The 21,825-nt window shown below is 53.1% G+C and carries 25 protein-coding genes; 2 read left to right on the forward strand and 23 right to left on the reverse strand.

The features are described from left to right. Positions 1-2: 2 nt before the first annotated feature. The 9 genes from WC317_00695 to WC317_00735 are packed head-to-tail and all read right to left on the reverse strand — an operon-like array spanning position 3 to position 8,973. A complete protein-coding gene (locus tag WC317_00695; protein ID MFA5338651.1) occupies positions 3-2,762 on the reverse strand; it encodes a PAS domain S-box protein in 2,760 nt (919 codons plus the stop codon). A gap of 17 nt (positions 2,763-2,779) precedes the next feature. Further along, positions 2,780-3,616: a 3-hydroxy-5-phosphonooxypentane-2,4-dione thiolase gene (gene lsrF, locus WC317_00700; protein MFA5338652.1), complete on the reverse strand. Its 837-nt coding sequence runs from the start codon at positions 3,614-3,616 to the stop codon at positions 2,780-2,782. 44 nt (positions 3,617-3,660) lie between these two features. Further along, the gene (locus WC317_00705) at positions 3,661-5,145 is read right to left on the reverse strand and encodes a M48 family metalloprotease (GenBank protein ID MFA5338653.1); all 1,485 of its coding nucleotides are present in this window, start codon (positions 5,143-5,145) and stop codon (positions 3,661-3,663) included. Positions 5,146-5,151: 6 nt separating this feature from the next. Then, positions 5,152-5,709 carry a LemA family protein gene (locus WC317_00710; GenBank protein MFA5338654.1) on the reverse strand — a complete coding sequence of 186 codons (558 nt, stop codon included), beginning with the start codon at positions 5,707-5,709 and terminating at the stop codon, positions 5,152-5,154. Positions 5,710-5,743: 34 nt separating this feature from the next. After that, positions 5,744-6,763: a zinc-dependent dehydrogenase gene (locus tag WC317_00715; protein MFA5338655.1), complete on the reverse strand. Its 1,020-nt coding sequence runs from the start codon at positions 6,761-6,763 to the stop codon at positions 5,744-5,746. Between the two features lie 24 nt (positions 6,764-6,787). Continuing rightward, positions 6,788-7,039, reverse strand: coding sequence for an FmdB family zinc ribbon protein (locus WC317_00720; GenBank protein MFA5338656.1), 252 nt, complete (start codon positions 7,037-7,039; stop codon positions 6,788-6,790). Positions 7,040-7,057: 18 nt separating this feature from the next. After that, positions 7,058-8,056, reverse strand: a complete 999-nt coding sequence (locus tag WC317_00725; GenBank protein MFA5338657.1) for a radical SAM protein — start codon at positions 8,054-8,056, stop codon at positions 7,058-7,060. Between the two features lies 1 nt (position 8,057). Continuing rightward, a complete protein-coding gene (locus tag WC317_00730) occupies positions 8,058-8,555 on the reverse strand; it encodes a ferritin family protein (GenBank protein MFA5338658.1) in 498 nt (165 codons plus the stop codon). A 1-nt stretch (position 8,556) separates the two neighbouring features. Next, positions 8,557-8,973, reverse strand: coding sequence for a secondary thiamine-phosphate synthase enzyme YjbQ (locus WC317_00735; GenBank protein MFA5338659.1), 417 nt, complete (start codon positions 8,971-8,973; stop codon positions 8,557-8,559). A 184-nt stretch (positions 8,974-9,157) separates the two neighbouring features. Between WC317_00735 and WC317_00740 the strand changes: the two genes are divergently transcribed. Beyond that, the gene (locus tag WC317_00740) at positions 9,158-9,739 is read left to right on the forward strand and encodes a hypothetical protein (protein ID MFA5338660.1); all 582 of its coding nucleotides are present in this window, start codon (positions 9,158-9,160) and stop codon (positions 9,737-9,739) included. On the opposite strand, the gene WC317_00745 is transcribed toward WC317_00740, so the two are convergent. Then, entirely contained in the window at positions 9,720-10,364 is a 645-nt protein-coding gene (locus tag WC317_00745; GenBank protein MFA5338661.1) for an RluA family pseudouridine synthase, read from the reverse strand. The genes WC317_00740 and WC317_00745 overlap by 20 nt on opposite strands. 70 nt (positions 10,365-10,434) lie before the next feature. Here WC317_00745 and WC317_00750 point away from each other — a divergent pair, with 70 nt between their 5' ends. Then, complete coding sequence (locus WC317_00750; GenBank protein MFA5338662.1) at positions 10,435-11,667, forward strand: HD domain-containing phosphohydrolase; 1,233 nt, start codon at positions 10,435-10,437, stop codon at positions 11,665-11,667. Between the two features lie 16 nt (positions 11,668-11,683). Here WC317_00750 and WC317_00755 read toward each other — a convergent pair whose 3' ends face one another. The 13 genes from WC317_00755 to WC317_00815 all read right to left on the reverse strand — a co-directional run bounded on the left by WC317_00755 (position 11,684) and on the right by WC317_00815 (position 21,820). After that, complete coding sequence (locus WC317_00755; protein ID MFA5338663.1) at positions 11,684-12,262, reverse strand: Maf family protein; 579 nt, start codon at positions 12,260-12,262, stop codon at positions 11,684-11,686. Continuing rightward, complete coding sequence (locus tag WC317_00760; GenBank protein MFA5338664.1) at positions 12,255-12,794, reverse strand: NAD(P)/FAD-dependent oxidoreductase; 540 nt, start codon at positions 12,792-12,794, stop codon at positions 12,255-12,257. Before WC317_00760 ends, WC317_00755 begins: the two co-directional genes overlap by 8 nt. After that, on the reverse strand, positions 12,791-13,546 hold the full coding sequence (locus tag WC317_00765; protein MFA5338665.1) for an aminoacetone oxidase family FAD-binding enzyme: 756 nt from the start codon (positions 13,544-13,546) through the stop codon (positions 12,791-12,793). The genes WC317_00760 and WC317_00765 overlap by 4 nt, the downstream gene beginning before the upstream one ends. Continuing rightward, on the reverse strand, positions 13,531-15,243 hold the full coding sequence (locus WC317_00770) for a carbon starvation CstA family protein (protein ID MFA5338666.1): 1,713 nt from the start codon (positions 15,241-15,243) through the stop codon (positions 13,531-13,533). The genes WC317_00765 and WC317_00770 overlap by 16 nt, the downstream gene beginning before the upstream one ends. Further along, on the reverse strand, positions 15,240-15,827 hold the full coding sequence (locus WC317_00775) for a DedA family protein (GenBank protein ID MFA5338667.1): 588 nt from the start codon (positions 15,825-15,827) through the stop codon (positions 15,240-15,242). The genes WC317_00770 and WC317_00775 overlap by 4 nt, the downstream gene beginning before the upstream one ends. Positions 15,828-15,864: 37 nt before the next feature. Further along, on the reverse strand, positions 15,865-16,326 hold the full coding sequence (locus WC317_00780) for a pyridoxamine 5'-phosphate oxidase family protein (protein MFA5338668.1): 462 nt from the start codon (positions 16,324-16,326) through the stop codon (positions 15,865-15,867). 9 nt (positions 16,327-16,335) lie between these two features. Continuing rightward, positions 16,336-16,947: an iron-sulfur cluster assembly scaffold protein gene (locus WC317_00785; GenBank protein MFA5338669.1), complete on the reverse strand. Its 612-nt coding sequence runs from the start codon at positions 16,945-16,947 to the stop codon at positions 16,336-16,338. A gap of 4 nt (positions 16,948-16,951) precedes the next feature. After that, positions 16,952-18,124, reverse strand: coding sequence for a cysteine desulfurase family protein (locus tag WC317_00790; protein ID MFA5338670.1), 1,173 nt, complete (start codon positions 18,122-18,124; stop codon positions 16,952-16,954). A gap of 20 nt (positions 18,125-18,144) precedes the next feature. Further along, the gene (cysK, locus tag WC317_00795; GenBank protein ID MFA5338671.1) at positions 18,145-19,071 is read right to left on the reverse strand and encodes a cysteine synthase A; all 927 of its coding nucleotides are present in this window, start codon (positions 19,069-19,071) and stop codon (positions 18,145-18,147) included. Positions 19,072-19,090: 19 nt separating this feature from the next. Continuing rightward, positions 19,091-20,383 carry an O-acetylhomoserine aminocarboxypropyltransferase/cysteine synthase family protein gene (locus WC317_00800; GenBank protein ID MFA5338672.1) on the reverse strand — a complete coding sequence of 431 codons (1,293 nt, stop codon included), beginning with the start codon at positions 20,381-20,383 and terminating at the stop codon, positions 19,091-19,093. A 54-nt stretch (positions 20,384-20,437) separates the two neighbouring features. After that, positions 20,438-21,298, reverse strand: a complete 861-nt coding sequence (locus WC317_00805) for a DUF3034 family protein (GenBank protein ID MFA5338673.1) — start codon at positions 21,296-21,298, stop codon at positions 20,438-20,440. A 130-nt stretch (positions 21,299-21,428) separates the two neighbouring features. Continuing rightward, complete coding sequence (locus tag WC317_00810) at positions 21,429-21,620, reverse strand: YezD family protein (protein ID MFA5338674.1); 192 nt, start codon at positions 21,618-21,620, stop codon at positions 21,429-21,431. A 20-nt stretch (positions 21,621-21,640) separates the two neighbouring features. Next, positions 21,641-21,820, reverse strand: a complete 180-nt coding sequence (locus tag WC317_00815) for a 4-oxalocrotonate tautomerase family protein (protein ID MFA5338675.1) — start codon at positions 21,818-21,820, stop codon at positions 21,641-21,643. Positions 21,821-21,825 lie beyond the last annotated feature (5 nt).

Genomic DNA, 21,825 nt, shown 5'->3' on the forward strand with positions numbered 1-21,825 from the left:
GATCATTTTTTTGCCTTCTTCTCTTTCGTCACTATCTCCATGAAGATCGCCACAATTTTCGGGTCGAAATGCGTCCCGGATTCCTCTCTTATTATCTTAAGGGCCTCCCTCTTTGAATAGGCCTTCCGGTAAGGCCTGTTGGAGACCAGGGCCTGGTAGACATCCACGACCGCTATTATCCTGGCGCCGATCGGTATCTCATCGCCCTTCAATTTGGAGCCGTAGCCGTATCCGTCGTATCTCTCGTGGTGGTGCAGGATGATCGGAACGACATCCTTCAGGAAATGGACGGGCCTGATTATGTCCGCGCCGATCTGCGGATGCTTCTTTATCACCTCGAATTCCTTCTTGGTCAGCTTGCCGCGCTTGAGAAGGATCTTCTCGCTGACGCCGAGCTTGCCGATGTCGTGGAGCATGGCGCCGTGCTTGAGGTCATCGAGCTCCTGGTCGGTAAGATTCATTTTTTTGCCGACTTCCGTAGATAACTTCACCATCTCTTCCGAATGTTCCTCGGTATACGCATTCTTGGCGCCAACCGTGTGAGCCAGGGCATAGACCGCCTCTATCGTGTTCAGCCTGTTGCGCCTCAACAGGTCTACGAATTTATTCGTGATATTATTTACCCGCTTCTGTGAATCGGGGTCTACGGGGATTGGCGCGGTTTTCTTCTTACGCAATTGGCTGGACACGCTTATCGTGTCCCCGCCCTGTTCCTTTGCGAGACGTACGCACTTGTCCGCAGTCGTAAGCAGTTGGTCAACGGTAGCGATGCCGTCCTCGGGATACGAGCAGATACCTATGCTTATCCTGAGTTTTACTTTACTTGCCCCGAACCTGTGTTTCTTCATTATCCTCTGTATTCTGTCGGCAAAGGCCAAGGCGCCCTTCTCTTCCGTATCGGGCAGGATGATCGCGAACCCCTCGCCTTCAAACCTTGTGACAATGTCTATACCCCGGGAGGCGTGCTGCAGGACTATAGCGAACTCCTGCAGGACCGTATCTCCGTACTCATGCCCGTAGGTGTCGTTTACGGATTTGAAATAATCTATGTCCACCATAAGTATCGAAAGGGGCGTGGCCCTGCGTTTCGATAATTCAAATTCAGAATGCAACCTCCTCTGGAGATAGCGGTAATTATAAAGCTGGGTATGCGGGTCTATGAGGGCGAGGGCTTCAGCCTCTTTTTTCTCGCGTTCTATCCTCTTGAGCTCCGAAATATCCCTGAATATCCCCTGGGCCACTTTCCTCCCGCCGATCTCGAAGACAGAGACGCTTATATAGACCGGCACCCTTTCACCCCTTGAATTGAATATCTCAGCCTCAAGGGAGGGATTAAGGGAGTTTTTCATTTCCTGCGCATCGCTGGTCATACTGTAAAATTTTTCCTTATAGCTCTCGCTTTCTTCCGACGGATGAAGCTTGGTCTGGTTTACTCCGACGAGCTCCTTTCTGGGCCTGCCTATCAGGTTCTCCGCCGCTTTGTTTACATCTAATATCTCGCCTGTCCGCAGATCCGCGATAAATATCGCGTCGTTAGCTGACTCGAAGATCCTCCGGAACTTCTCCTCGGATTCCTTAAGCTGGAATTCGAGCTTTTTTCTCACGGTAATATCGCGCGCGATGCCGGTTGTGCCGATAACCTCGCCTTTCTCGTTAAAGATGGGGGTCTTGATCGTCTCTATCCACTGCACCTTCCCGTCCTTATTGTGCATCGGCTCTTCTATTATTTTTCTCCTCCCCGTCCTTATGACCTCGGCATCATCTGCCCTGTAGCTCTCCGAGAGGTTCCTGGGCCAGATATCAAAATCGTTCTTACCGACGAGGTCTTTGGGCGCTACTCCGCAAGCCCTGCTAAACGGCTCGTTTACCGCAATAAACCTGCTCTCCTTATCTTTGAGCCACGCGATGTCGGGAATGTTGTCGAGTAAGGCTTCCTGCTGCTTCTCTATCTCTTTAAGTATTTCTTCGGTCCGCTTCCTCTTTGTGATATCGAACATGACACCCTGGAGGAAGAGCGGCTTCCCGGATTCGTCTTTTATTACCGACGCCTCATCGGTGACCCATATGACGCGGCCGTCCTTCCTCGCCATCCTGTAATCCACCCGGAAAGACGACATGGACTTATGGCATTTCTCCAACTCGGCAATGACCTTGTCGCGGTCTTCCGGATACAGCTGTTTCAGCCATATCTCCGCCTCCGACTTATAGTACTCTTCCGGGGTGAACCCCAGCAGGTCCTTGATCTGGGGGCTGATAAAAAGCGTCCTGCTGTCCTTGTCCAGGGACGCGATGTAAGTGACCGCCGGGAGTTTTTCGACAAGAGAACGGTATTTCTTTTCCGTATTCGCCCTCTCTTCGTCCAGACGTTTATGTTCGGTCACATCCTCTACGACCTCGATCGCGGCGATTATGTTGCCGTCCTTGTCCTTGACCGGCGAGGAGACCACGCGGAAATTTACTATTCTATCAAATCGGGGTGTCTCGGTGACGGCCTCATGGACTTTTCCGTCTTTTAGGGTTTTTGCGGTCGGACAATATGAACACTTTTCGTTGCGCGGCGGATTATTGAAACAGGTATAACAGACGGGCTTTTTGTTTACGTCCACTTCCGGGAACCATTTCTTCATGACTTTGTTTAAGGCGAGGATCTCCATCTCCGGGCTTATTACGGCGACGCCCACCCCAAAGTCATCGAATAATGCGAAAGCGACCTTATTATCCTTGACCCATTTATCGTTCTTTACGAAGAGGTTTACGAACATTAACTCCTACGCTCCGTTCAGGGCTTAGTCTTGCCTTTGAGGGTATCCAGCATCTGCTTCGCCTTGTCAATAGAGATGTTGTCGTGGACGATGGCGCGGATCGTCTTTATCATCGCCACCGGATTTCCGGACTGCCATATATTGCGGCCCATATCCACCCCGCAAGCGCCGCGCCTTATCGCCTCATACGCTATCTCGAGCGCGTCTGTCTCCGTTTTTAACTTCGGGCCGCCTGCGATGACGAGCGGCACAGGGCAGCTCTTTACCACTTTCTCGAAATCTTCGCAATAATAAGTCTTAACGAAACTTGCGCCTAATTCCGCGGCGATCCTGCAGCAGAGCGACAGGTAACGGGCGTCTCTCTTCTCAAGTTCCTTCCCGACCGCGGTCACTGCCAATGCCGGTATCCCGTATTCCATCCCCTCGTCGACGAGCCTTGAAAAATTTACGATAGTCTGGTGCTCATGCTTCGAACCTATATAGATAGAGAACGCCACGGCCGAAACATTCAGGCGAACCGCGTCTTTCATCGAAACCGTGATCTCTTCGTTGGAGAGGTCTTCGCCTATTATGGTGTTCCCGCCTGAGGCCCTGAGGACTATCGGTATATCGATGCCCGCGTCAACGCAATTCCGCAGCACCCCCCGCGTGGGCATGAGCGCGTCTGTATAAGGAAGCAGCGGTTTGATAGTCTTGGAGGGATCTTCTAATCTTTGTACGGGTCCGAGGAAATATCCGTGGTCTATTGCGAGCATGACTGTGCGGCCGTCCGGCTTTATTATCCGGCTTAAACGGTTCTTGAGTCCCCAATCCATGTTGTAGCTCCTTTTTTGGTAGGCAGTATAACTAATTATACCCTATTTGCCTGATTTTTCAAGGGGTTGTAGAAACGTTTCGTTTATAGCTCCCCGCTCCTGCTCTTTTCGATCAGGTACTGGAGCATCTCGAGTTCACCCTTATCGAACCAGATATTCCCGCATTTAAAACATTTATCTATGATGACCGGCAGCCCGTATGTGAAGAAGCCGCGTTCCATCGCCTCCCGGCACTTGGGACAGGCCAGCTTATCTGTCACGTTAAAGAAGTTAGGCGGGTTCTCCCTCCAATGGCTCTTCATGAGCGCTTCGGCGGCCTCTCTTATCTCTCCGGGAAATAAATAATTTTCCCTCGCGATCACCCTGCTCGCTACGTCAGAGGCGGCCAAAACCCCTCCGCAAAAACGGCACTTCATTGCCGGCGCGCCCTCATATGATATTTCCGAAAGCGCCTGGCCGCATTTAGGGCAGAACGGCCATCCCTTCCGGGCGTCAACGGAAAGCCCTTCCAATTCGACCGGTTCCTCTTCGACCACTGTCTTAGGCGTCGTCCTTATCCCTCTCTTTAACGACTGCAGGTCGGAGTGCGCCATGTCGAGCAGTATATTAAGGCGGTTCTTGACCGGCGGATGCGTCGAAAAGAGGTCGGAAAATATGCCCTCGGACTCCGAGAGGCTGTCGGTATCCGGGGCAGTTATGAATATCGGCGAGAGCGAGCCGGGTATCACTCCCACTCCGCGCCACCCCCTTGATATAAGATAGAGGGCCTCGGAGAGCGCTACAGGGTCCCTTGTAAGGCGGACCGCGACGGCGTCGGCCCGGTATTCGCGCTGCCTGGAGATGAACATATTAAGGAGATGGTTCGCGCCTTTTACGACGAGAAGGACCAGGTAGACGACCAGGAGATACGCCCCGAACCTCGCGCCGACGCTGACCCTCTCTTCGGAGCTGTCGCCGGACCTCCTCAGGGTGATCCTGTTGATCCCTTCGAGGAGCGCGCCGTAGATACCGAAGAGGGAGCATATCACCGTCGTCGAAAAACTGTCGCCGGAGGCGATGTGCGCGGCCTCATGGCCGACGACCGCCTCGAGCTGGCTCCTGCTAAGCCTCGAGAGCAGCCCCTCGGTGACGCCTATGGCGGAATTTCCCTCGAGATCCGATACGGCGAAGGCGTTCATCCCGCTCGAGGGCACGACGTAGCATCCGATCTTCCTTCCGCCTGTGGCGATAGAAACCTCATCGACGACATTCCGGAACGTCTTATGGTAGGTATCCCCGGGGTCCGGCGCCCTGGCGTCGAGAAGATTCGTCACATCCGCTATCATATTCCGGGTCGAATAGTACCAATGGAGGGATGCGACCGCGAGGGCAACGGCAAATACTATCACAAATTCTCCCGGGGAGAAGAGCTGCGCCGGGCCGGCGAACGAAGACGGGGAACTAAAAAACATCCTCGTCACTATCCAGAGGAGTTCGGCGACGAGGAAATAAAATACCAGCAGAAAGACGAAGACTGCTTTTATTACCCGCGTCTTCTCTTTCTCTATCACGACAAATGAGTAGGGCATTTAACTCTAGGTGAAGCTGACTTTTGGCGGCTCCCTCTCTGCGAGGTCCTTGAGTTCGAAGAACTCTTCAGGCGCGAAACCTAGCGCCGGGGCGACCGTATTGGCCGGGAATGTCTTGACCGTAGTATTATAGCGCGTGACCTCGTCGTTGTAATACTGCCTTGCGAAGGCGATCTTGTTCTCGGTAGAGGTCAGCTCTTCCTGCAGCGCCAGCATGTTCTGGTTCGCTTTCAGGTCCGGATATTTCTCCGCCACGGCAAACAGGGAACGCAACGCGCCGGTAAGCATGTTCTCCGCGCCTTCTTTGTCCTTGACCGTCGTCGCCTGGGTCGCCTGGGTGCGCGCCTTGATGACGTTCTCGAGGGTCTCGCGTTCGAATTTCATGTATCCCTTCGCCGTCTCGACGAGGTTCGGGATAAGGTCGTGCCTTCTCTTGAGCTGGACGTCTATCTGGGCCCAGCCGTTCTTGACCCGCATCTTCAGCTGGACGAGGCCGTTATAAACGCCGATTAGCCAAAGCACAGCGACGACTACGATGACAAGAATGATAAATAATGCGGCCATAGCGCTACCTCCTATTTTTTAAAGTATACCTGATTTATTTCTGGGGTTCAATGATGACTTTTATTGAATCTGCGGCGCCCGCGACGAGCTTAAAACCTTTTCCCGCGTCGGCCAGGGCGAACCGGTGCGTTATCATGTCCTTTACGTTGACCTTGCCCGACCTTATCAATTCGAGGGCCTCAAGATGTTCTTTGGGGCTCGCCGCGTAAGAGCTTGTAAGGGTCACTTCGTTGCGCCAGAAGATATCATTTATCGATCTTGGAAGCGCGAGGTCTTTCTCGGCGGCCGCGAAGAAAAGGACGGTCCCGCCGCGCTCGACCGAGGCCAGCGCCTGCTCTACTGCCGGCCTTGCGCCGGCGCACAGGATGACGGCGTCGGCGAGCATGCCGCTGTTTATGGCTTTCAATTTTTCCGGGGAATATTCTTTAGCGCTAAATGAGCTGTCCGCGCCGAACTTCTTGGCAGCATCAATACGGTATTGCGAAATATCCGTCGCTGCTACAAGTTTTGCGCCGAGCGCCCGCGCATACTGGATATGCAGTAGCCCTGATATCCCGCTTCCTATCACGAGGACGGTTTGGCCCTTTTTGACCCCTGCTATCCTCTGGCCGCGCAGGACGCAAGCTAGAGGCTCGATGAATGTCGCCTCGTCAAAAGAGACGCCTGCCGGCAGCGGATAGACGCCGCCCTGCTCTATGTTTATCGCCGGTACACGGACGAATTCGGCGAATCCTCCCGGATAGAAATTTGTCTTGCGCAGTGTTTCGCAGGCGGTCTCATGGCCGTTGAGGCAATAATGGCATTTATTACAGGGGACGTGGTGGGATACGGCGACGCGGTCGCCTATTTTTAAATTCTTTACGCCCGCGCCGGTCTTTTCAACCGTACCGGCTATCTCGTGGCCGAGGACAAGCGGCACCCTGTTGATGCGGTACCACTCCATGACGTCGCTTCCGCAGATACCGCTCGAGGCCACGCGGATGAGGATCTCGCCCGGCCCTGTCTCGGGTATAGGCGCCTCTTCGAGGCGGACATCATTGTTGCTATAATACATCGCGACTCGCATAGAAAGCCTTTTCTATTTGTGTTTATGTTTGCAGCCTGAGGGGCAGCTCGAGGTCGCCTTCTCGCAGGGAGACGGCTGGGACTTTTTCTTGTAATCGGTCTCGTAAAAACCCGAGCCCTTGAATATCACGCCGGCGCCCCCGCTTATGAGCCGCTTGACCTTGCCGCCGCATTTGGGGCACTTCTCGAGGCGCTTGTCGGCCATCGACTGGAAGACCTCAAATATATGCTTGCATTTCTGGCATTCGTAATCGTAAGTAGGCATCTTCGAAAATTATCTCCTTTATATCCAGCAGAGCCCGTCCTCGGCCAGGTAATCGTCCCCCACCGCGTAGGCGAAAGCCCGGCATCCGCGGCATTTAACTATACGGCAGGTACGGCACTTGCCTTTTAATTTTCCCTTATCGGTCACTTCCTTGAGCACCCTGCTTTCGTTTATTATATCCTTCAGGCCCTTATCGAGTAGGTTGCCGATCTTTATGGCGAACCTGCGGCACGGGAGCAGGTCCCCGTTGGGCAGTATAGCGAAGGCGTCCTCGCCGAGGTTGCATTCCGCGCCGAGCAGTTCCGCGTCGCCCTCTTTGAATTTTATCCAGAACGCCTTGCAGGGCAGCATATCGTCCCCGCGCGCGTCGACCTCCATATATTCGCATATCTCGCCGACCAGCCGCTTCCAGTCTTCCTTATCTATGACCTCGGATTTGAGGCCCTTGCTCTGGCCCAGCGGTATAAAGCGCTCTATTATCAGGCCGTCGACCTTGAGGTCCCTGCACAGCTGGAAAAGCGCGGGCAGCTCATAGGTGTTCGACCGCATCGCCGTGAGCATTATTATGACCTCGAAGGCGCCCTTCTCCTGGAGCAGGTTTATCTTTTCGAGGGCCGTCCTGAAAGCGCCGGCCTTGCGTATCGCGTCGTTAGTCTTCTCAGTCGCCCCGTCGAGGGATATCTTGACCTGCTTTAATTTCTTTATCTCCCTGAGTTTCGCGACGGCATCCTCGTCGATAAGGCTGGCGTTCGTTATTATGGCAAGCTCTTCGGTGGTATCGTGCTTGTCGAGATAGCGCAGGAGGCCGAAGAAGTCCTTCCTCAGGAAAGGTTCCCCGCCGGTGAGGTTTATCTTCGTCTTCCTTCCGGCCGCGCTCGAGGCGATATTCTCATATATCTTGATGAGGGCGGCCAGCGGAAGGTCCGAGGCCTTCGTGAAATCATGCTGGTAACAATGGCGGCACCTGAAATTGCACGCGTCGGTTATGTGCCACTGGAAAAAGAGGTTCTCCCCCATCTTATGACACGCCCCTCCAGATTTTCAGGATCCCTTTTAGCGACTCGAGGTGCTTCTCCTCTTCTTTTATTATATCCTCAAAAGCCTTCTTTGCCGGGGCATCGGCCGTCTTGCCGAGGCATGCTTTAAAGAAGCTGACGGAGCGTTTTTCGAAAAATATGCCCAGCTCTATCGCTTTCTTCTCGTCTTTTATTATGGCGGCCAGGTCGACCGACTCGCCGAGAGCCCCGAAGACCCTTGTATCTATCTCGTCGACTATGCTGTTCTCGTCGAAAGGCCCGGAGAGCTCTTCGGCCTTTTGGCTAAAGAACTTCAGGTGCTTCCTTTCTTCGGTAAGGAGCGAATAGACCGCCTTCTCGGCCTCCACATCATCCACCGATGACAGGAAAAGGCTGTAAAAATTTATACCCTCGGCCTCGAGCCTGCGCGCGATCTTGTACGCCTCCAGCGGCTTGAAGTCCGATATTATTATCTCGTCGCCTTTATACTCTATCTTCATATTATTCCCCTATTATCTTGACCAGTACCCTCTTGCGCCTCTGTCCGTCGAACTCGCCGTAGAATATCCGTTCCCACGGCCCGAAATCGAGCTTCCCCTTCGTCACGGCCACGACTACTTCCCGGCCCATTATGGTCCTTTTGAGGTGCGCGTCGCCGTTATCCTCGCCGGTGCGGTTATGCCTGTATTTCTCTACGCCGTAAGGCGCCAGTTTCTCTACCCAATCAAGGAAATCCCGGTGCAGCCCGTCCTCGTCGTCATTTATGAAGACGCTCGCCGTGATATGCATGGCGTTCACGAGGCAAAGCCCTTCCTTTATGCCGCTCTTATCGAGCGCCTTCTCGACCTGGGCGGTAATATTTACTATCTCATACCTATTTTCGGTATTGAATACGAGGTATTCGGTATACGACTTCATGGTTTAGTAATTATAACAAGAATCATGAGTTATATCAATGCCGGAAATTTAACGTCTCGCGAAGAGCCGGTTTATGACGCAGTAGATATTTTGTGGAAGCGAGTAATAAAGAAAGGCCGAGCGGGACTTAAATTTCCGGCATAAATATATTTTATTATCCTCTCGGGAATGATATCATATATCCATGAGATATATTAAGCTGATAACGATCGTTGCCGCCGTATTTTTGTCCTATTCCCATGCGACCGCCGGAGAGGACTACCGGCCGCGGAACATACGCATCGACGTGGAATACAGGCAGTCCGGCGAGGCGGGCCGGGGGATCGGCTCGGCGCAATGGCGCGCCGGAAAAAACAGCTCTTACACAAAACAATTTATCGTCGTGTTGGACGGTTTTTCGGCGAGCATATTCGTCGGGGAAGAAGTGCCGTTCGTGGCCTATTACAGGAGATTCCTATTTAAGCGCGGCTACATACTGGAAGAGGAAGAGACCGTGATAAAAGATATCGGGACTAAATTGAAGGTCAAGCCCCGCATAGTCGGGAATAACGCCGTGGAGATAACTCTCACCCCCGAAATAAGCTTCATGCGGGACAGGAAACGCCGGACAATAGATATCAAGACGTTAAGCACGACCGTCATCGCGGCAGACGGCCAATCGATCCCGATCGGAGGGCTCCGGAAGGACGCGGAGTTCGACAAGTATTTCTTCTCCGCCGCCTCGCAAAGCGATCTCGAAATAATCCTCACCCCGCATATACAATAGGGGTCGCTTCAAGGAACTTCGCCATATCTTCCGGCAACGGAGTCGTAAAACCAAGGGGTTTTTTCGTAAACGGATCTTCAAACCCTATCTTGTGGGAATGAAGCGCAGCTCTCCTGAACTTAAGTTTATAATCCTTGGCGAACGCGAATTTTCTTTCTCCGACCAGCGGATGGCCTATCGACTTAAAATGGATCCTTATCTGGTTGGTCCTGCCCGTCTCCGGCTCGATCTCTACGACCGAAAAATCCCTTCGCTCCTCGAGCACCTTGTATTTTGTCACGGACTTCTTGCCCTCTATCGGAAGGTCGATCGCGCCCGCCTTCCTGACAAGCCGTCCGTGGACAAAAGCGATGTATGATTTCTTGACCCTGCGGGCCCTGAACTCCTCCATCATCGCCTGCTGGGCCTTCTTCCCCTTAGCATATATTATGAGCCCGGAAGTATCCCTGTCAATGCGGTGGCACGGGTGGGCGTTCGCCTCTATACCGCGGGCGTCGAGCTCCCTATTCAAAAGGGACGTGAGGGTATTCGATTCCCCTTTAGGGGTCGGTATCACCAGCATCCCGGCCGGCTTATCGGCAACTATTATGTGGTCATCTTCATAGAGTATTTTAAATCCGCTCATCGACGTAATTATACATCCGGCAGAGATGAATTGACAATGTAAAATTTATATGATAAATTTATATAACAATATGGACATAAATACAACTCGCACCATTAATGAACTCGTCTCCGCTATCGCTTATGTCCTTGATGTCATGAGCGAAGGCACCAACCTTTACCACTCATGGCGCGTAGGCATATTCGCCTCTCAATTCGCGAAGGCGACCGTCCCCGACGAAAGAAAGACCATATTTTACGCCTCGCTCCTGCATGACATCGGTTATCTCGCGCTTCCCGAACATATAACGCATTATCTTTTCGCGCAGGAAGACCCGACTAAGGACCCGATAATACTCTCCCATCCTATCATCGGCGCGGAACTGACCAGCCAGATACCGAACCTCTCTACGATAGCCAAGCTTATCTTAAACCACCATGAACGGTATAACGGCAGGGGTTATCCGCTCGGTAAGCAGCGCAATGAGATCCCTTTGGGCGCGCAGATAATACTGCTCTCCGACCAGCTGGATATGCTCATGAGGAACGAATCGGTGCGCGGCATAAAAACGATAGAGAAGGAGATCTCCTCGTGGTCGAATGAGCGCGTCTCGGCCGAGCTCGTCGAAACGGCCATAAGGGTCCTCAGGGACGAAGGGCTTATCGAGGAGGTATCGGCCAAGGAGAAGATACCGGCTGTATTTAACAGGGTAAGGGCAGAGACCGGCCCCGTGGATATACCCGGAAGCGTCGACGCGGTAGGTATCGCCTGCGAGGTCTTCTCGCAGCTTATAGACACAAAACACCCTTCGATGATCGGGCATTCCAAAAGGGTCTCGGTCTATTCGATGCTAGTATCGCTCGCGATGAACCTCTCCCACGACGAGATAACCAAGACAAAATGGGCCGCCTTGCTCCATGACGTCGGGAAACTGGGCATCGCAAAAAGCCTCATAAGCAAACCCGGAAAGCTCACGCCCCAGGAATTCGCGACGATGAAGATACACGCCGTATTTACGCGTGAGCTGCTCGAGACGATCACGGACTTTAAGGATATAGCGCTGATAGCCAGCTCCGACCACGAACGCTATGACGGGAAGGGTTATCCGATGGGGCTTAAGGGCGACCAGATACCTTTAGGAACAAGGATAATCTCGGTCGCCGACGCTTTCGACGCGATGACATCGACAAGGACTTACCGCAAGGCCCTGGGCAAGGACTCCGCGTGCGACGAGATCGAAAAATGCGCCGGGACCCAGTTCGACCCGGCCGTGGTCAAGGAAGCTATCCCGGTCCTGCGCAACCTCTCTATTTCCCTAATGTAGGAAATAACACGCCGCTTCAGGCAAAAAGATCAATATCTATTTTTTTAAGCATCTTTGCCAGCTTCGCTAACGGCAGGCCGATGACATTGTTGAAGCAGCCTTCTATCCTGTTGATGAATACGCTTCCCAGTCCCTGTATATCGAAACTCCCCGCCTTGTCAAGCGGCGAGACCTTCCTGAAATAATTCCTTATCTGCCTGTCGCTTAAGCGGTACATGTATATTTTCGTCTTCTCGAAATCCATAAGCACCTTCCCGTTATCGATGTCTATCACCGCCATCCCGGTATAGACCCATTGGGGCCTGCGCGAGATGAGTTTTAACGTCCTGAACGCGTCGTCGAGGTTTTTCGGCTTGCCGATTATCTTCTTGCCGGAGAGGACGACCGTATCGGCGGCGATGACGATGCCGGAATGGTGTCTTTTCGCGGCGTCTTCTGCCTTTTTCAGCGCGTTATCCATGACCAGGTCAGCGCAGCCGCTTTTAAGCTTCATATCCTCTTTTACATCTGATCTGGCGGAAACGAATCGCAGGCCTATCTGCCTCAGGAGCTTCTGCCTCTGTTTCGATTGCGATGCGAGTATTATCTTACGCACTTGTCCCGCCCTTTCCGGAAAGTTCGGGATTCGCCGCGCTCTCCCCGGCCAGATACCCCGTAGAGAATGCCTGCTGAAGGTTATAACCGCCGCTCGGCGCGGTCGCGTCTATTATCTCGCCGGCAAAATATAAGCCGGGAATGATCCGCGACTCCATCGTGCGCGGGTTAATGTCCTTGACCGGGATGCCGCCGCACGTGACCATAGCCTCCTCGAGCGGCAAGGCGCCTACAACCGTCATCCTGAAATCCTTGAGCAGCGCCGTTATCCCTTCCCTCTCTCCCTTGGCAAGCTGGTTGATCCTCTTTGCCGGGTCAAGATTAAGCGCCGAAGCGAATACCGGGATCATCTTCAGCGGCAGCATATCTTTAAGAAGCGTCTTTATGTTTATGCTCCCATGCTCCTCTATATCGCGCAGCATCCTGTTATCGAGCTGCTCTTTGGTGAGCCCTGGTTTAAGGTCGACAGAAAGCGTAACTTCTTTTTTATCCCCGAGAAGTTCGACGACCTGCGAGCTTAAGTCGAGGATCAAGGGCCCGGGACCCCGAAATGCGTAAATAGCATCTCGCCTATTTCGGAATGTATTTTTTTGCCGCCGCATTCGAAAGTGATCCGGACATTTTTCAGCGTCAGCCCCTGCATCTCCGTGACCCAGGGCTCTTTGGTCTTTAACGGAACAAGCCCGGGCCTTAAGGGGTTAAAGGTATGGCCGAGTAATTTCGCGAAATGGAAACCGTCTCCGGTAGAACCCGTCGCCTTATAGGAAGCCCCGCCTGTCGCGAGGATGAGCCGGTTGGTCCATATCTCTGTCCTGCCTTCGAACTTCAAATGGAATATACCGCCCTCATTCCTTATGCCCATCACGCGCGAGCCGGTAAGGACGTGGACGCCGGTCTCGGCAAGCGCCTTTTCGAGGGCGCGGACCACGGACATCGACTTGTCATCGGACGGGAATACCCTGCCCTGCCTTTCGGCTTTGGCTGAGAGGCCGTATTCTTTAAAGAAATTAATAAGGTCGTCGTTGAAGAATTCGTAGAACGCTGAACGCAGGAACTGCCCCTGTTTGCCGAATTTTTGCATGAATGTTTCCATATCGGCGGTGTTGGTCAGGTTGCACCTGCCTTTGCCGGTTATCAGTATCTTCCGGCCGATAGATGCGTTCCTCTCGACCAGGACGACGTTCTTTTTCAGCTGCGCGGCGCGTATCGCGGCCATGGCCCCGGCCGGGCCGCCGCCTACGACCGCGATATCATAATAGTCAACGCTACTTACGGGACGCGGCACTTGAGGTCCTTTCCCCGCTGAGGCGGGACCTTGCCTTTTATGAATATCGCTGCACCCTCTATTATAAGGAATGTCGCTAGTATAAACAGGGCTATTATGGTAAGGACGATCGGCTCGAACGCGAACGTGCCTCCCGACAGGATCTTCTGTATCCACGGTTTTAAGAGGAGCCATAGCGATACCATCGCCACGATGATCATGAATATCGACGGTATGAGCGTGACAATGAAATTCCCTTTCTTCTTGAAAAGCCAGACACTCAGGCCCAAAAGGACCAGCGCCGCAAGCAGCTGGTTGCTCGCGCCGAAGACGGTCCAAAAGAGCTGCCAGACCGGGATGATGTTGCCCTGCGCGTCCTTCATCTCCCTCGTGACAAAGAAGAGCGGCAGGAGCAATGTGGCCAGCGCCGAGACATAGATGCTTATCTTCCCGCGGACGTGCGTCAGCTCCTGGAATATGTAACGGCCGAGCCTCGTGGCCACGTCGAGGGTGTCATATACGAATGTGGCGAACGCTAGCAGGGCGAAATTGAACGCGAAATCCCTGTTTATCCCGAGGCTGTTCAGGAAAGATGCTATGCCGTTAGCGTATATCTGGTCGGGCGTCTTTAGCGTCATCATCTGGTCTTTACTCAAAAGGAGCAGCGTTCCCAGGGCGATCACCGCGACGAAACTCTCAAGCAGCATCCCGCCGTAGCCGATGGGCTTGGCGTCTTTCTCGTTAGATATCTGTTTAGAGGTGGTGCCCGAAGATACCAGCGCATGGAAGCCCGAGCAGGCGCCGCAGGCCACTGTCGTAAAAAGAAGCGGCAAAAGAGGCAGGCCCTGCGGGTTGACCCATTTTACGAACGCCGGATACTGTATCACGTAGCTTTGTGTAAATGTGCCTACCACAAGCCCTATAAAGCTTATCCCGGCGGTAAATACGAGGAACGTCCCGCCGAGGTATCCCCTCGGCTGGAGAAGGAGCCATACCGGTATCACCGCCGCGAAAAAACAGTAGCCCAAAAGCAGTATATCCCACGTCGTGCGCAGGCTAGTCCCGAAAAGCGGCTGGATATGGAGGGGAAATATCGAACCGAGATAGATACACAGCAGGACGAGCGGTAATGATATGAGGGTCATCTTTAAAAGCGGCGGATTAGACCCTCTCAGCACCATTCCCATGATAAGGGCCAACAGCAGGTACATCATCGATGACGACGCGACCGCCGGCCCGGATTGCGCGGCGACAAAAGCCCCTGCCGTTATATCGGTAAAAGCGGTGATTATGTATACCAGCGAGACCCAAAGGAAAATGAGGAAAAGTATGAACGCCCTCTTGCTCTTATGCTCCTTGATGACCTCGGCTATAGAGCGCCCCTGATGGCGGATAGAGGCCGTAAGCGAGAAGAAGTCGTGGACTCCGCCGATGAATATACTGCCTATTATTATCCAGAGGACGGTCGGAAGCCAGCCGAACCATATGCCCGCTATTATCGGCCCTACGATCGGCCCGGCCGCGGCGATGGCGGAGAAATGCTGCCCCAGCAGGTAAGACTTTCCGGTCGGGACGAAATCGATGCCGTCCTTGAACACATGCGCGGGCGTCTTTACCTTCGAGTCGAGCTTCAGGAGCCCGGACAAGAACGAGCCGTAAAATATATATCCCGTAACAAGCAGCGCGATGCAGACTACGACAAGCAACAGGAGGCTCATCTCTTTTTCCCGTTCATATAAAATATCCTTTTCGTTATCTTATAAGATACGAATATCAATACCAGCAGGCCTACGGCGATGACCGTCGGTTTAGTGTATTTCACGAGGCTCGTGCCGAAAAGCGTGAGCAGTATTATCCTCGGGACGACGCCTATGAAGGTGCACAGGATAAAAGGCCCTAAAGGGAGCTTGGTTATACCGGAGGCGATAGAGAAGACTTTAAACGGGATGATCGGCAAAAGACGGCCGATCAGTACGCCCCATGCGCCGTGTTTTTTCGCGAATGCTTCGGCCTTGTCAATATGGTGGGGCTTTATGAATACGTATTTGCCGTATCTTTTGATGACGGGCGCTCCCGCGTATTTCCCTATCATGTATCCGACTATCGCTCCGAGCGTAGCGCCAAGCGAGCCGAATACCGTCACCGACCATAACGAGAGGCCTAACGCCCCGGCCCCGATTATTATGACCTCGGAAGGCAGGGGCACGATGCTCGACTCGAGGAACATCGCGATAAAGACGCCAAGGTCGCCGAGTTCGGCGACGAGCTTTGTAACATGGGGCTGCATTCCGGCTTCTAACATAGACAATATTCTAACTTCTTTGGGGGGATTTGTCCACTTATCTGAGCGGCGGCGGGGTGAGGTCGACTATATCGCTTACTGTCATTACTATAAGGTATTTCGGCTTCGGGAGCTGCGCCTCGGGATGCCTTTCGTGGCCCGGCTCGCCTTTCAGGTTCTTGATGAGCCGGTGGGTTATCCTCGCGGTGAGCTTTTCTTCCCATGCCTTTATTATATGCGATTTCAGCTCTTCTTCTTTTATTATCTTCGCCGTGCCTTTCAGGCTGTAGCCCCTGAATTTATGCTCGTCGACGGCGCTCAAGTTTATCGCGGGATTCCTTTCGAGGTTAGCGCGCGTCTTGCCGGTGTAGAGGTCGAGGAGGTATATCGTCCCGTCCGGATCTATCTGTACGATACCTTTGCATGAGATATGCGGCATCCCGTCAGGGTCTACCGTCGAAACTATCGTAAAATGCTGGCTGTGGAAAAATTTTATAACATCTTCCGGAAGCTTAATCATCTTTCAGCCCTATTTTGAAAAATGCTTCTTCTTGTACTCCTCGAGCAGCTCTATCGCCTTATCCTTGCATTGCCCGCAGACGGTGCCGAGTTTCGTGTGTTCCTGCAGTTCAAGGTACGTCCTGGCGCCCTCCAGCACGGCGTGCTCTATCTCCATGTCGGTCACGTTCATGCACTGGCAGACGATATGGGCTTTTTCTTCCTCGACCTTGTCGAGCATGCCGTTTTTGGTGTAATAATCGTTTATCGCCGCGCGCAGCGCCTTATGCCCGAGGACCGAACAATGGATCTTGTACTCTGGAAGGCCTCCGAGCTCTTTCGCGATATCTTTTGCGGTAAGGTGGTATGCCTGATCGAGCGTCTTTCCTATCACGATCTCTGAAAGTATGGACGTGCTGGCGATCGCGCTGGCGCAGCCGTATGTCTTCCACTTGCAGTCGGCGATCGTATTTTTCTTCTTGTCGACCTTTATCGCGACGACCATTTCGTCGCCGCATTTGATATTACCGACGATGCCCCTGCCGTCCGCGTGATAAGCCGCCTCGTCCGCAAGGACGTTGCGGGGATGCATGAAATGGTCTTTTACTTTTTCCGAATATACCCATTCAAATTTATTGTCCATGGCCTCACCTTACCGTAGACATTTTTCTGATCTTGTCGATGACCAGCGCGATCTTCTCTGCCGTGTAGTCGATATCCTCTTCGGTGTTATCCCTTCCGAGGCTCATCCTGATCGAGCCGTGCGCCTCTTCTGCCGGAAGGCCGGCCGCTATCAGGACATGCGACGGGTCAAGCGAGCCGGACGCGCACGCCGAACCGGTCGATACGGCTATCCCTTCGAGGTCGAGGTAGAGAAGTATCGCCTCCCCTTCTGCTCCGAAGAATGAGACGTTTAAAGTTCCGGGCAGGGTGTCGGTCGGATGGCCGTTGAACTGGATATTCGGGACATTTTTTTCGATGCCAGCTTTGAGTTTAGATTTAAGCGACAATAAACGTTTCGCTTCAGGGGCCATCTCGGTAACGCGCATCTCGATGGCTTTCCCGAAACCTGCGATTCCTATCGTGTTCTCTGTTCCGGCGCGCCTGCCCCTCTCCTGGTGACCACCGCGTATGAACGGACAGAACGGCACGCCCGGCGAAACATACAGCGCGCCGACGCCTTTGGGCCCGTATATTTTATGGGCCGAGAGCGAAAGATAATCGACGCCCAGCTCATGGACATTGACGGGTATCTTGCCCACAGCCTGGATAGCGTCTGTATGGAACATCGCGCCGTGTTTATGGGCGATCCTGCCTATCTCTTTTATGTCCTGTATGGTGCCGATCTCGTTATTGGCCATCATGACCGTGACGAGCGCGGTCTTATCCGATATGACCGATGAATATTTGTCCATATCTATCTTCCCGGTCTTATGCACGGGCAAATAGACGACGTCGATGCCCCTCTCCTCGAGGCATGCCGCCGCTTCCAGGATACAGGGGTGTTCTATTTGCGATGTGATTATTTGGTGTCTTTTTGTGTGGGGCGCTTCGCAGTGCCTCGCGGCGCAATAAAGCAGGTTCAAGACGGTGTTGTTCGCCTCGGAGCCGCTTCCGGAGAAGACAATGTCCTCGGCTTTTCCTCCGATGAACGCGCCTATCTTCTCTCTCGCGTCATCGATGAGGCGCCGCGCCTGCCTTCCGAAGCTGTGCAGGCTCGAAGGGTTGCCGAAGGCGTCCATCGCTTCTATCATCGCCTTCTTCACTTCCGGATGCAATGGCGTTGTCGCGTTATGATCCAGATATACTTTGCGTTTCAATTTTCTTTCTCCTTAGGAGTTTACTCCTGGAACAGCCAGGTTGACAGGTACCTTTCTCCCGTATCGGGAAGCAGGACGACTATTGTTTTCCCCGCCGATTCCGGGCGTTTCGCGACTTCCAAAGCGGCCCATAATGCGGCTCCGCTCGAGATCCCGACAAGTATGCCCTCTTCTTTCGCAAGCCTGCGGGAGGTCGCTCCGGAGTCTTCGGCGGTTACCTGGATTATCTCATCTATTATGTTTTTGTTCAATACATTCGGGACAAATCCCGCGCCTATTCCCTGTATCTTATGCGGGCCCGGATTCCCGCCGGATAATACAGGAGAATCTTTCGGCTCTACCGCGATTATTTTCACTTTTGAGTTCTTCTTTTTCAGGATCTCCCCGACGCCTGTTATCGTGCCGCCGGTGCCGACCCCTGAGATAAACACATCGACTTTGCCGTCGGTATCCCTAAGTATCTCCTCGGCCGTCGTGCGGCGGTGTATCTCGGGATTGGCGGGGTTGTCGAATTGCTGCGGCATAAAAGCGTTAGGGGTGCTTTTTACGAGTTCTTCCGCTTTTTGGATAGCGCCCTTCATGCCTTTTGCGCCCTCTGTCAGGACTATCTCCGCTCCCAGGATCTTAAGCAGCTGCCTGCGCTCGACGCTCATCGTCTCGGGCATCGTTAAGACCAGTTTGTAGCCCTTTGCCGCGGCGACGAACGCTAGAGCGATGCCGGTATTACCGCTCGTCGGCTCGATGATGACGGTGCCTTTCTTGAGCTTGCCCGCTTTCTCTGCCGCCTCGATCAGCGCGACGCCTAACCTGTCCTTGACGCTGGATAGCGGATTGAAAGATTCGAGTTTCGCGATAACTGTCGCGTTCAGGCCCTTCGTAAGGCGATTTATCCTGACCAGCGGCGTGTTGCCCACCGTCTTTGTTATATCGTCAAATATCCTCGCCATCTTATTGTCTCCTTGATAGTTATGCCTTTTCCAAGGCCTGTTCTATGTCCCTGATTATATCATCAATATGCTCGATGCCGATAGATAATCTTACGAAGTCGGGTGTTACTCCGGTCGCCAACTGTTCTTCGCTTGAAAGCTGTTGATGCGTCGTTGTGGCCGGGTGTATCGCCAGGCTCTTGGCGTCGCCGACATTTGCAAGGTGCGATATAAGCTCAAGGGAGTTAATGAACCTGCTTCCCGCCTCAAGCCCTCCTTTTATGCCGAATCCGAGTATCGCGCCGGCGCCCTTAGGCAGGTACTTCTTTACCCTGTCTTTCTCCGGGCTGTTCTTAAGGCCCGGATAATTGACCCAGCCCACTTTCGGATGCCGCGAGAGATATTCCGCGACCGCAAGCGCGTTCTCGGAATGGCGCGGCAACCTCAGGTGCAAGGTCTCGAGCCCCTGCAGGAACAGGAACGAATTGAACGGAGATAGCGCGGGGCCCAGGTCGCGCAAGAGCGTGACCCTCGCCTTGATGATATAGGCGATGTTGCCCATCGGTTTCAAGGCCTCGATAAAGTCGATGCCGTGATAGCTGGGATCAGGTTCTGAGATGAGCGGGAATTTTCCGCTATCCCAATCGAATTTGCCTGAATCGACTATCACCCCGCCTAAGGAGGTCCCGTGGCCCCCGATGAATTTCGTCGCCGAATAAACGACGACATCGACGCCGAAATCGATAGGCCTCAAGAGATACGGCGATACCGTATTATCGAGCACGAAAGGTATCCCGTTCTTGTGCGTGACCCCCGCGATGCCTTCCAGGTCGGCCACGTCAAGTTTGGGATTGCCTATCGACTCGGCATAGAAGGCCTTCGTCTTAGGCGTGATCGCTTTCTGGAGCGCGTCGAGGTCGTTTGACTTCACGAACTTTACGGTGATCCCAAATTTCGGGAAGGTATAATGAAACAGGTTATACGTTCCCCCGTAGAGATTATCCGCCGAGACGATCTCGTCCCCGGCTTTGGCTATATTAAGGAGGGCCAGCGTTATCGCTGACTGGCCGCTCGCGACAGCCAATGCTCCTACGCCGCCGTCTAAAGCTGCGATACGCTTTTCAAAAACATCGGTTGTCGGGTTCATCAGGCGAGTATAGATATTCCCGAATTCTTTAAGCCCGAAAAGATTGGCGGCATGCTCCGTGTTCTTGAATTGGTACGAGGTCGTCTGGTATATCGGCACCGCCCTCGAGCCTGTCGTCGGGTCTGCTTCCTGCCCGCCGTGTAAAGCCAGTGACTCCACTTTCAGTTTACTGTCTATCTTACTCATCTTTATCCTTCCTTTTCCGGGTCGGGAGGGATCTTCCTCCCGACCCAAATGTTTTTAGAACGCGTATTGCGCGCTCAAGACTACTCCCTCGCCCAAACCTACTCTCGAGGTCGATTTGCTGTTTCCGGCATTGACATAAGCAAGTACGAGAGACAGGTTCTTGTTCGCGAACCAGGCCACATGCGCATCCCAGTAATCCGCGTTCTTGAAGTCCTTGAACCTCGCGCCTTGTTTATACTCGAACCCGATCGCGAGATTGTCGAACGGCAGGATATCGACATTGGCAAAACCTACCTGCTTCCTGTTCTTGTCAAACCCAAACACTCCCGTGGCCAATCCTGTCGTCGAGAGGAGGCCTCCCGATATCAGCACCGGCCTCGGCGTCTGGGTTATCAGCTTCGTCACGACACCGTAGATGTCAAAATCGCTGTCATCCACTCCCGGAGCGACATTATTCGCATGTTTCCATACGCTTCCGACCGATACTGCGGGAAGGAACTTATTATTGTTGAAGTTCTCCGGCAGCAATAACAACTTGGCGCCTACGTTGTCCTTATGGATGTTCTTCCCTGGCGGAGCTATTATTTCATGGGCATACGAGACCTCGAGCCTTTTGAAGAACGTCTCCGCGGTCCCGATACTCGTCCAACCGACCTTGACGTCGTTTAAGTTCACGTACCATACGCCGAACTGAGGTTTGGAAAAGACATCCTTATAAGTGAGGTCCTTTTCCCCCTCTTTTTCCCCGGATTTCTTGTCCGATTCGATAGCGGTGCCGGCCGTATAGGCCAGCGGGTTGAACGCTATACCGCCCACGCCTTCAAGGTTATTGAGCGGGACTCCGGCGTTCGCCTCTTCGAACGGATAAACCACAGTCAATAAAACTACCAACACGAACAATGCCGCTATTTTCATGAACGACCTCCAAGCAATGGCCCTTAAACCCCAGTTGACTGGTCGCTCAGGTGCTTTTTTGATTTATAAGGTTCCCGGTGGTCCGGCAAACACAAAAACCTAAACTACCCTTCGGCTGCGCCGCAGGGTATCATATACCACCCCCTTCCTCGACGGTCCAAACGTCGTCAAACCGTTTCTTCTCCGATACCTCTACTTGCACTATCTTCGAATTATGCACGGTAATATTTATATCGCCGTACTTGATCTTGTGCACGGCGTCGCTCAGCTCCTTTATTATCGCGTCATTTATTATGTTCTTCTTCTGGTCGCTCTTTTCCATCGTCATTTTCCTGTCCGGCCTTAGCCCAATAGCTTATCGCCGTGGGCCCAGTTCTCGCCGTTGACCTCGTCGAAGACCAGATACAGGCTCTCTTTAGGTTTTCCGGCCACTTTCAGGAGCGTCTCTGAAAATCTCTCGGCGATCTCTTTCTTCTGTTCTTTTGTCAGCTTACCGACTAGTTTCAAATTTACGAATGGCATCTTTC

It is taken from the genome of Candidatus Omnitrophota bacterium, assembly GCA_041653595.1.
Taxonomy (GTDB): domain Bacteria; phylum Omnitrophota; class Gorgyraeia; order Pluralincolimonadales; family Pluralincolimonadaceae; genus Pluralincolimonas.

Coding starts and splice junctions, on each gene's coding strand:
- WC317_00815 (MFA5338675.1), bottom strand. CDS start 21,820: ATGCCATTCGTAAATTTGAAACTAGTCGGTAAGCTGACAAAAGAACAG.
- WC317_00720 (MFA5338656.1), bottom strand. CDS start 7,039: ATGCCTACTTACGATTACGAATGCCAGAAATGCAAGCATATATTTGAG.
- WC317_00785 (MFA5338669.1), bottom strand. CDS start 16,947: ATGGACAATAAATTTGAATGGGTATATTCGGAAAAAGTAAAAGACCAT.
- WC317_00695 (MFA5338651.1), bottom strand. CDS start 2,762: ATGTTCGTAAACCTCTTCGTAAAGAACGATAAATGGGTCAAGGATAAT.
- WC317_00780 (MFA5338668.1), bottom strand. CDS start 16,326: ATGATTAAGCTTCCGGAAGATGTTATAAAATTTTTCCACAGCCAGCAT.
- WC317_00740 (MFA5338660.1), top strand. CDS start 9,158: ATGAGATATATTAAGCTGATAACGATCGTTGCCGCCGTATTTTTGTCC.
- WC317_00715 (MFA5338655.1), bottom strand. CDS start 6,763: ATGTATTATAGCAACAATGATGTCCGCCTCGAAGAGGCGCCTATACCC.
- WC317_00805 (MFA5338673.1), bottom strand. CDS start 21,298: ATGAAAATAGCGGCATTGTTCGTGTTGGTAGTTTTATTGACTGTGGTT.
- WC317_00750 (MFA5338662.1), top strand. CDS start 10,435: ATGGACATAAATACAACTCGCACCATTAATGAACTCGTCTCCGCTATC.
- WC317_00775 (MFA5338667.1), bottom strand. CDS start 15,827: ATGTTAGAAGCCGGAATGCAGCCCCATGTTACAAAGCTCGTCGCCGAA.
- WC317_00810 (MFA5338674.1), bottom strand. CDS start 21,620: ATGGAAAAGAGCGACCAGAAGAAGAACATAATAAATGACGCGATAATA.
- WC317_00800 (MFA5338672.1), bottom strand. CDS start 20,383: ATGAGTAAGATAGACAGTAAACTGAAAGTGGAGTCACTGGCTTTACAC.
- WC317_00710 (MFA5338654.1), bottom strand. CDS start 5,709: ATGGCCGCATTATTTATCATTCTTGTCATCGTAGTCGTCGCTGTGCTT.
- WC317_00735 (MFA5338659.1), bottom strand. CDS start 8,973: ATGAAGTCGTATACCGAATACCTCGTATTCAATACCGAAAATAGGTAT.
- WC317_00705 (MFA5338653.1), bottom strand. CDS start 5,145: ATGCCCTACTCATTTGTCGTGATAGAGAAAGAGAAGACGCGGGTAATA.
- cysK (MFA5338671.1), bottom strand. CDS start 19,071: ATGGCGAGGATATTTGACGATATAACAAAGACGGTGGGCAACACGCCG.
- WC317_00745 (MFA5338661.1), bottom strand. CDS start 10,364: ATGAGCGGATTTAAAATACTCTATGAAGATGACCACATAATAGTTGCC.
- WC317_00730 (MFA5338658.1), bottom strand. CDS start 8,555: ATGAAGATAGAGTATAAAGGCGACGAGATAATAATATCGGACTTCAAG.
- WC317_00770 (MFA5338666.1), bottom strand. CDS start 15,243: ATGAGCCTCCTGTTGCTTGTCGTAGTCTGCATCGCGCTGCTTGTTACG.
- WC317_00725 (MFA5338657.1), bottom strand. CDS start 8,056: ATGGGGGAGAACCTCTTTTTCCAGTGGCACATAACCGACGCGTGCAAT.